Genomic DNA, 6596 nt, shown 5'->3' with positions numbered 1-6596 from the left:
CCACCGTCCCCGCCGGCGCCCGCAACGTCGTGGCGACCGGCGCCGCCTCCCGCGCGTCGTGCACATACGGCTCAAGCCCGCCGCCCAGCGCGACCGCCCCCGCCCGCGTAGCCGCCGCGGCGCCCGCGTGCCGCGCCATCACCGCGTCGAGCCCCACCGCCTCGATCCGCTCCACACACGCCTCGAGCGCCAGCATCTCCACCTGCGCCGGAGCATGCAGCAGCGCCTTGCGGCCGCCGTCGATCCACCGCTCCTTCCAGTCCAGCAGCGACAGATACGACCGCCGCGGCGCCCGGGGATTCGCGGCCATCCGCGCCCACGCCCGCTCGCTCACCGACACCGCCGACACCCCGGCGGGCCCGCCCATCGCCTTCTGCGCCCCGATCACGCACAGATCCACGCCCCACGCGTCCGGCAGCACCGGCTCCGCGCCGATCGAGGCGACCGCGTCCAGATAGAACAGCGCCCCGTGCGCCCGTACCACCTCACCGATCTCCGCGACCGGGTTGGTGTTCCCGGTGGCCGCCTCCGCGTGCACCAGCGACACGAAGTCGATCGCGGGGTGCTCGGCGAACGCCTGCCGGATCTGCTCGGCCGTCACCGCCGTATGGAACGGGACGGTCAGATCGATCACCGTCGCCCCGCAGTCCCGCAGCCAGTCGCCGAAGGTCTGCCCGTAAGGGCCGGTGATGACGTTCAGCGCGGTCGTGCCGGGACCGGCGCACGCGCGGATCGCGCCCTCCAGCGGCAGCAGCGCCTCGCCCTGCATGATCACGACGTCCTGCTCGGTGCTCAGCAGACGCGCCACCCGGTCCTCGATCGAGGCGAAGTGCGCGGCGCTCAGCGGGGCCAGGTCGAGGAGGGGGTGGGTCACGGCGGTGCTCTCTCACTACGTGGGTCGGTCGACGCCCCTGAGGGTAACCACCCATAATCGGAACCTGTCCTTCCCCCCACTGGAGGCCCCCGTGAAGACGCTCTCCCGGCGCCGGACGCTCATCCCGGCCGCCCTCACCGCGACGGCCGGGCTGGTGCTCCTGACCGCCTGCACCTCCACCGACGACGGAGGAAGCGGCACCAAGACCGCCGCCGGTGGCGTCGAACTCGTCAAGGCGGGCCAACTCACCACCTGCACCCACCTGCCGTACCCGCCGTTCCAGTCGGAGATCGACGGCAAGGTGCAGGGCTTCGACGTGGCGCTGATCGACCTGGTCGCCGAGGACCTGGGCGTGAAGCAGCAGATCCTCGACACGCCGTTCGAGAACTTCAAGACCGGCGCCTTCCTCAACTCCGGCGAGTGCGACCTGGCCGCCGCCGGCATGACCATCACCGACGAGCGCAAGAAGAACGTCGACTTCTCCGACCCGTACTTCAACGCCACCCAGGCCGTCCTCGTCGACAAGGGCAGCGGCGTCGCCTCCCTCGCCGACGTGAAGTCGAAGAACATCAAGCTCGGCGCCCAGGCGCAGACCACCGGCGAGGACTACGCCAAGGGCCAGGGCTTCGAGCCGGTCTCCTTCGAGTCCTCCGACGCCGTCCTCAACGGCCTGCGCACCGGTCAGGTCAAGGCCGTCGTCATCGACTACCCGGTGGTCCAGGGCTGGCTGAAGGACAAGGCCAACGCCGACGCCTTCGAGGTCGCCGAGCAGATCAACACCGGCGAGCAGTACGGCTTCACGGTGAAGAAGGGCAACACGGCGCTGCGCGAGGCCATCAACAAGGCGCTCGCGGACGCCAAGGCCGACGGGACGTACAAGAAGCTCTACGAGCAGTGGATCGGCCCGTACGACGAGTCCGCGGCCTCCCCGTCCGCCTCATGAGTGAGCCGAAGCCCGACGCCGTACCCCGCCGCAAGGGGCTGACCCGGCGGCAGAAGCGGAGCCTGTCGCGCGGCATCCAGTACGCCGTGTTCGTCGCGCTCGTGATCCTCTTCGCCGTCTCGGCCGACTGGGACCGGCTGCAGAACCAGTTCGCGCAGGCCGACATCGCCGACCGGATGTTCCCGGACGTCATCACGCTGGCGCTGAAGAACACCGTGCTCTACACGGTGACCGGCTTCGCCGTCGGACTCGCGCTCGGCATGGTGATCGCGCTGATGCGGCTGTCGTCGGTCGGGCCCTACCGCTGGCTGGCCGGCATCTACATCGAGATCTTCCGCGGCCTGCCCGCCCTGCTGATCTTCATCTTCATCGGGGTGGCCGTACCGCTCGCCTTCCCCGGCACGGAGATCATCGGCGGCACGTACGGCAAGGTCGCCCTCGCGCTCGGCCTCGTGGCCGCCGCGTACATGGCGGAGACGATCCGCGCGGGCATCCAGGCCGTGCCCAAGGGGCAGATGGAGGCGGCCCGTTCGCTGGGCTTCTCGCCCGCCCGGGCCATGGTCTCGATCATCATTCCGCAGGCCTTCCGGATCATCCTGCCGCCGCTCACCAACGAACTCGTCCTGCTGTTCAAGGACTCCTCGCTGGTGCTGTTCCTCGGCGTCACCCTGGAGGAGCGGGAGCTGTCCAAGTACGGGCGGGACCTGGCCAGCCAGACCGCCAACTCCACGCCGATCCTGGTCGCCGGCCTGTGCTATCTGCTGGTCACCGTCCCGCTCGGCTTCGTCGTCCGCCGTATGGAGGCCAAGGCCCAGGAGGCCGTGAAATGAGCCGGCCCGAGATCCGCGTCAGCGCCCTGCACAAGTCGTTCGGCGGCAACGAGGTGCTGCGCGGTATCGACCTGGAGATCGGCCAGGGCGAGGTCGTCTGCGTCATCGGCCCGTCCGGCTCCGGCAAGTCGACCCTGCTGCGCTGCGTGAACCTCCTGGAGGAACCCACCAAGGGGCAGGTGTTCGTCGGCGGGATCGAACTCACCGACCCGGACGTCGACATCGACGCCGTACGCCGCCGTATCGGCATGGTCTTCCAGCAGTTCAACCTGTTCCCGCACCTCACCGTCACCGAGAACCTCACCCTGCCGCAGCGCCGCGTGCTGCGCCGGGACAAGGCGCGGGCGGCGAAGGTGGCCGCGGAGAACCTGGCCCGGGTCGGCCTGTCCGAGAAGGCGGACGCCTACCCGTCCTCCCTCTCCGGCGGGCAGCAGCAGCGCGTCGCCATCGCCCGTGCGCTGGCCATGGGCCCCGAGGTGATGCTCTTCGACGAGCCGACCTCGGCCCTCGACCCCGAGCTGGTCGGTGATGTCCTCGCCGTCATGCGCATGCTCGCCCAGGAGGGCATGACGATGATGGTCGTCACCCACGAGATGACCTTCGCCCGCGAGGTCGCCGACCGGGTCGTCTTCATGGACGGCGGAGTGATCGTCGAGGACGGCACCCCCGAGCAGGTCATCGGCAACCCGCGGCACGAACGCACCCGCCACTTCCTCTCCCGCCTCCTCGACCCGGCGATGGCCGAGGTGGAGGAGGAGATCTCGGACCAGGTGGGGAAGTCCGACTAGCGTCTGACTAGGGTGCCGGTATGAGCGAACGCGCGGTACTGCACGTGAAGGGGCGGGTGCTCGTGGGGCCGGACGAGGTCCGCGACGAGCTCTGGGTGGTCGACGGCCGTATCTCCTACGACCGTCCCGCCGGCGCCCGTGACCTCCGGACCGTCGACGGCTGGGTGCTGCCCGGGCTGGTCGACGCCCACTGCCACGTGGGCCTCGACCGGCACGGCGCGGTCCCCGAGGACGTCGCAGAGAAGCAGGCCCTCACCGACCGCGACGGCGGCGCCCTGTTGCTGCGGGACGCCGGCTCGCCCTCCGACACCCGCTGGATCGACGACCGCGAGGACCTCCCGAAGATCATCCGGGCGGGCCGGCACATCGCCCGCACCCGCCGCTACATCCGCAACTACGCCTGGGAGGTCGAGCCCGAGGACCTCGTCGCCTACGTCGCCCAGGAGGCCCGGCGCGGCGACGGCTGGGTGAAGCTGGTCGGCGACTGGATCGACCGCGACCTGGGCGACCTGTCGGCCTGCTGGCCGCGCGGCGCCGTCGAGGCGGCGATCGCCGAGGCGCACCGGCTCGGCGCCCGCGTCACCGCCCACTGCTTCGCCGAGGACTCCCTGCGGGACCTCGTCGAGGCCGGCATCGACTGCATCGAGCACGCCACGGGCCTGACCGACGACACCATCCCGCTGTTCGCCGAGCGGGGCGTGGCGATCGTGCCGACCCTCGTCAACATCGCCACCTTCCCGGAGCTCGCCGACGGCGGCGAGTCCAAGTTCCCGCAGTGGTCGGCCCATATGCGCCGGCTCCACGCCCGCCGCTACGACACCGTGCGCTCCGCCTACGACGCCGGCATCCCCGTCTTCGTCGGCACCGACGCCGGGGGCAGCCTGCCGCACGGGCTGGCGGCGGCGGAGGTCGGCGAGCTCGTCACGGCCGGCATCCCGCCGATCGACGCCCTCGCGGCGGGCACCTGGGCGGCCCGGAAGTGGCTCGGACGTCCCGGCCTGGAGGAGGGCGCACCGGCGGACCTGGTGGTCTACGACGCCGACCCGCGCGCGGACGTACGGGTGCTGGCGGATCCGCGCCGGGTGGTACTCAACGGGCGCGTGGTCGCGTAGGCGTCGATGCGCGCGCTCACCCGCGGGTGGGGCCGGAGGAGACGCCGGGGAACTGCTGTGCCCCGGGATTCGAAAACGTCGACGGACTCGCCACGATGGAGTGAAGTGTCCTCGGATCGCTGACGCCTCGCTCCGCGCGCGGACATTCTTTCCGGGTCCCACACATGTCTCATGGGGGTCCCACCACCTTGAACAGCACCAAGTTCCGTATGCCCGCACGCCGTTGGGCCGCCGTCACCACGGCCACCGTTCTCGCCGCGGGTCCCGCCGCGCTGGCCGGGGCGGGACCCGTCCACGCCACCGAGGAGAAGGGCAGCGCGGGGGCCGTCGTCCTGCGGACCGGGCTCGATGTGTCCCTGCTCAACAAGACCGTGCACGCACCGCTGTCCCTGACCCTGAACGAGGTCCGGGCGCCGGGGAGTGCGCGGAAGACCGCGCTCACCGCGAGCCTCGACGGGGTGGACGGGGGGAAGCCGTTCACCGTGCTGCGCGCGGAGGTCGCCGATGCCCAGGCCACGGTGGAGGGAGGCCGGGCGGAGTCGTCCGCGACGCTGGCGAAGGCCCGGGTGCATGTTCCCGGGCTGCCGCTGCTGGGGCTCATCGAGCTCGAGAAGATCAGCTCCAAGGCGGTCTGCGAGGCCGGGCGGACGCCGCTGGCCTCGGCGACGCTGCCGGGTTCGGTGACCGTGCTGGGGAAGCGCGTGAAGCTGACGTCCGGCGGGCCGAGCGAGGTGAAGGTGCCGGGGGTCGGTGAGGTGCGGCTGGATCTGTCGAAGACGGAGACGACGTCGCGTACGGCCGCTGCGACCGCGTTGGAGTTGAAGGTGTCGGTCGATCCGTTGAAGCTGAACGTTGCCGAGGTGGAGGGGACGGTGACGTTGGCGGAGGCGACGTGTGAGGCGCCGGCGCCGGTGCCGGTGCCGGTGCAGGGTGTCGAGGTGGAGCCGCAGGGGGCGCGGGCCGAACAGGTTGCCGGGCCCCGGGAGGAGGCGAACCTCGCCGAGACCGGGGGTGACTCCATGACGCCGTACCTTGCGGCGGGGGCGGTCGTGCTGCTGGGGGTGGGTGGGGGAGCGGTGCTGCTGTCCCGTCGGCGGCGGAGCTGACGGGGCTTCTCGTGCCGTACCAGGGGGCTCTGCCCCCTGGACCCCCGGGCCTATGCCCACCCACCACCCGACTCGCGAGTTTCAAAGGGCCCTTGCCAGCGCCCTCAAGAACCCGTCCGTCGTCTCCCGGTCCCGCACCGCCAGGCGGAGCCAGCTGTCGTCGAGGCCCGGGAACGTGTCGCCGCGGCGGACCGCGTAGCCGAGGGTGCGGAGGCGGCTTCGTACTCCTGCCGCCTGGGGGAGGTGGAGCAGGATGAACGGGCCCTCGGCCGGTTCCGCCACCCCTAGGCCATGGGAAGCGAACTCCCGCAGACCCGCGATCAGATGGGCGCGGTCCGCCGCGATGCGGTGGGCCGCGTGGGCCGCCTCGGCCAGGGCCCTGGTCTCCATGCACGCCTCCGCCGCCGCGAGGGCCGGGGTGGAGACCGGCCACAGGGGCTGGGCGCGTTCGAGCTGCGCGATGATGTCGGGGGCGGCGAGGACGTAGCCGATGCGCAGGCCCGCCAGGCCCCACGTCTTGGTGAGGCTGCGCAGGACCACCAGGCCCGGGACGTCCGTGCGGTCGGCGAGGGCCTCCCGTTCGCCCGGGACCGCGTCCATGAACGCCTCGTCCACCACCAGCGTGCGCCTGGGGCGGGCCAGGCGGGCGAGGGTCGCGGCCGGGTGCAGGACCGACGTCGGGTTCGTCGGATTGCCGATCACCACCAGGTCGGCGTCGTCCGGGACCGCCGCCGGGTCCAGGCGGAAGCCGTCCGTCTCCCGCAGCAGCACACGGTCCACGGAGTGGCCCGCGTCGCGCAGCGCCGCCTCCGGCTCCGTGAACTGGGGATGCACCACCACCGGCCGGCTCACCTTCAGCGCCCGTGCCAGCAGCACGAACGCCTCCGCCGCGCCCGCGGTGAGCAGCACCCGTTCCACCGGCAGCCCGTGCCGCGCCGCCACC

Annotated in this window: 7 protein-coding genes; 5 read left to right on the top strand and 2 right to left on the bottom strand. The window is 71.9% G+C overall.

The window, feature by feature from the left end; genetic code table 11:
• The coding region (locus N4P33_RS30900; RefSeq protein WP_260830248.1) for an alanine--glyoxylate aminotransferase family protein at nucleotides 1–874 on the bottom strand (874 nt) is incomplete at its 3' end.
• Between the two features lie 91 nt (nucleotides 875–965).
• Between N4P33_RS30900 and N4P33_RS30895 the strand changes: the two genes are divergently transcribed.
• From N4P33_RS30895 to N4P33_RS30875, 5 genes are all read left to right on the top strand, one after another.
• Nucleotides 966–1817, top strand: a complete 852-nt coding sequence (locus tag N4P33_RS30895; RefSeq protein WP_260830247.1) for an ABC transporter substrate-binding protein — start codon at nucleotides 966–968, stop codon at nucleotides 1815–1817.
• Nucleotides 1814–2647, top strand: a complete 834-nt coding sequence (locus tag N4P33_RS30890; RefSeq protein WP_260830246.1) for an amino acid ABC transporter permease — start codon at nucleotides 1814–1816, stop codon at nucleotides 2645–2647. Before N4P33_RS30895 ends, N4P33_RS30890 begins: the two co-directional genes overlap by 4 nt.
• Entirely contained in the window at nucleotides 2644–3435 is a 792-nt protein-coding gene (locus N4P33_RS30885; protein WP_260830245.1) for an amino acid ABC transporter ATP-binding protein, read from the top strand. Before N4P33_RS30890 ends, N4P33_RS30885 begins: the two co-directional genes overlap by 4 nt.
• A gap of 20 nt (nucleotides 3436–3455) precedes the next feature.
• Nucleotides 3456–4547: an amidohydrolase family protein gene (locus N4P33_RS30880; protein ID WP_260830244.1), complete on the top strand. Its 1092-nt coding sequence runs from the start codon at nucleotides 3456–3458 to the stop codon at nucleotides 4545–4547.
• A gap of 209 nt (nucleotides 4548–4756) precedes the next feature.
• Nucleotides 4757–5653, top strand: coding sequence for an SCO1860 family LAETG-anchored protein (locus N4P33_RS30875; RefSeq protein WP_260830243.1), 897 nt, complete (start codon nucleotides 4757–4759; stop codon nucleotides 5651–5653).
• An 81-nt stretch (nucleotides 5654–5734) separates the two neighbouring features.
• Here the strand turns inward: N4P33_RS30875 and cobC are convergent.
• Nucleotides 5735–6596 (bottom strand): Rv2231c family pyridoxal phosphate-dependent protein CobC (gene cobC / locus N4P33_RS30870; RefSeq protein ID WP_260830242.1); only part of this gene is annotated, 862 nt, incomplete at its 5' end.

Source organism: Streptomyces sp. 15-116A (genome assembly GCF_025290915.1).
GTDB lineage: Bacteria > Actinomycetota > Actinomycetes > Streptomycetales > Streptomycetaceae > Streptomyces.
Note: the sequence above shows the minus strand (reverse complement) of the source record. Positions and strands in the feature narration are given on the sequence as shown.